The organism is Microcoleus sp. F4-D5, assembly GCF_036704885.1.
In the GTDB taxonomy this organism is placed as follows: domain Bacteria; phylum Cyanobacteriota; class Cyanobacteriia; order Cyanobacteriales; family Microcoleaceae; genus Microcoleus.
Genome location: NZ_JAUBSX010000181.1, coordinates 1 through 1,874 on the forward strand (window position 1 = coordinate 1; position 1,874 = coordinate 1,874).

The following is a 1,874-nucleotide window of genomic DNA, read 5'->3' on the forward strand; positions in this document are numbered from 1 at the left end:
TAAGAATGGTTTTTTAAAAAAATAAATTATGCACAAAAATGATTTTCTGTCAACTTAATTTAGATGCGTTTACCCTGAGATAGATGCCGAATCCTCACTGCTAGCAGCAAGATAACGACTGCGATCGTCCACAAAATGAAAATTGCTAAACCCCAGAGAGGGAAAGTCATATTTGTCGGTTCAATTTGCATCATCTTTCTACCTTGCGAAACTGCGGCTAAGACTTTATAAAAGTTATATCAAATCCGGTAGCATCATCCAGTTATCTGCGTTAATCTGTGTTTATCTGCCTGTATCTGCGGTAAAAAAAAGAGAATAACCGCCCCGGACAATGGATTAACGCCCATTCACGCAGAGGTCGAGAAGAGAGATAGGAATAATTCGGATATTCTGAGTGTTTTCGGAAATCGATAGATCGCCCACGATATAACATTTTAGAAAAGTTTCCCGTCAGTACAATAGTTCTGGCGTTCTCATCTTTAGCTAAAATGAGTAAATCTAAAATCTAAAATCTAAAATCGACTTGACGATCGCACCATTGTATCGAGCAAGTGTTCGATCGCACCCGGTAGACTCTGGCAAAAACCAGTGTGTACCCGCGATGTCTGAACGATCGTGCTGCGGGGTGCTACGAGCCAGTGAAAGCGCTCTCTGTGGGGAAGTTGACCGATCGCGCCAGATTCCTTGCCGCCCGCACAAATGATGGGAATGACTGCTAGGTGATTGCGAATCATTTCCAGATCCAACGTTGAGTCGATCGCCATCAAGCGCCGTTCATCAATTTCGATACGGGCTTCGAGGAATTTTTTCGTAGCGCAGGAAACGATCGCCCCGACGTTGATAAACTCCTCGCGATCGACTTTGGGAACGACGCGGATAATGGCATAATCATAAAGAAATCGATCGGGCACTAATCGCTTCCTCCAAAAAAATATGTGGTGATTCTAGCCGATTTAGCAGGTATTCGATATAAGCATCCCGATGTTGGTTGCGATCGCTGAAAGGAGAATCTCCCACCAGCCAAGTATCAGGAATTAGTTTAACAATGTTGCGAATGATGTCCGGGGTTAGCGTTTGAGTCATCTTTGAATTAGCCGCTTCCAGCGTGCTCGCAAAACGCAGCAGAACGTGGTCTTTGATTGGGGGAAAACGATCGTTGCTGCGCGAGAGATAATCTTTCCAGGTGTGGTGGAAGTAGAGGGCCGCACCGTGATCGATCAGCCACAGCCGGCGGTGCCATACCAGCATATTTGCATTGCGCGGCGTGCGATCGATGTTGGTCACAAAAGCATCGAACCAGACGATTTCTGAGGCCAAATCCGCCTCTGATTTCCCCGCTATCGGGTCAAAAGTTATAGAGCCCGGGAGATAGTCGAGGGCGAGGTTGAGGCCAGCACTTGCTCGGATCAAATCTTGAATTTCCGGGTCAGGCTCAGTGCGAGCCAGTTCGGGATCGAGTTCAACAAAAACGAGTTCGGGGATTGGCAGCCCGGAGGCGCGAGCAATCTCTCCCGCCACTAGCTCGGCGATCAGAGATTTGGCTCCCTGGCCGGCACCGCGAAATTTGAGCACGTACATACCATCATCATCTGCTTCGACGATCGCCGGCAGCGATCCGCCCTCGCGCAAGGGAGTGACATACCTGGTAGCAATGACTGTTCGCAAGCTGGGACTCATGCTATTTTCGATTTGAGATTTTCGATGGGAAATCACTGATTTTATGAGGGTTTGGATCGCGGGATTACAGACAGTTGGATTCTTTCTTTTAACTGGGACTGATGTTAAGTAGTTTGTTTATTGACACTCCTCGGCATAAAGGCACGAGGATTCTTGGTTCATCCAATCGGCTTGCTCGTTGATGTCACCACCATCGA

3 protein-coding genes are annotated in these 1,874 nt (G+C 47.5%); all 3 read right to left on the minus strand.

What is annotated here, in order from left to right; all coding sequences use genetic code 11:
• Window positions 1-59: 59 nt before the first annotated feature.
• The 3 genes from QUA80_RS33405 to QUA80_RS33415 all read right to left on the minus strand — a co-directional run bounded on the left by QUA80_RS33405 (window position 60) and on the right by QUA80_RS33415 (window position 1,677).
• Window positions 60-194 carry a hypothetical protein gene (locus QUA80_RS33405; protein WP_333429186.1) on the minus strand — a complete coding sequence of 45 codons (135 nt, stop codon included), beginning with the start codon at window positions 192-194 and terminating at the stop codon, window positions 60-62.
• A 318-nt stretch (window positions 195-512) separates the two neighbouring features.
• Window positions 513-911: a DUF3037 domain-containing protein gene (locus QUA80_RS33410; RefSeq protein ID WP_333429187.1), complete on the minus strand. Its 399-nt coding sequence runs from the start codon at window positions 909-911 to the stop codon at window positions 513-515.
• Window positions 889-1,677 (minus strand): HipA family kinase, encoded by a 789-nt coding sequence (locus QUA80_RS33415; protein WP_333429188.1) that lies wholly within the window; start codon window positions 1,675-1,677, stop codon window positions 889-891. Before QUA80_RS33415 ends, QUA80_RS33410 begins: the two co-directional genes overlap by 23 nt.
• Window positions 1,678-1,874 lie beyond the last annotated feature (197 nt).

What these genes read in the sequence shown, in the direction of transcription:
- QUA80_RS33405 (WP_333429186.1), bottom strand. Translation starts at nt 194, where the DNA reads ATGATGCAAATTGAACCGACAAATATGACTTTCCCTCTCTGGGGTTTA.
- QUA80_RS33415 (WP_333429188.1), bottom strand. Translation starts at nt 1,677, where the DNA reads ATGAGTCCCAGCTTGCGAACAGTCATTGCTACCAGGTATGTCACTCCC.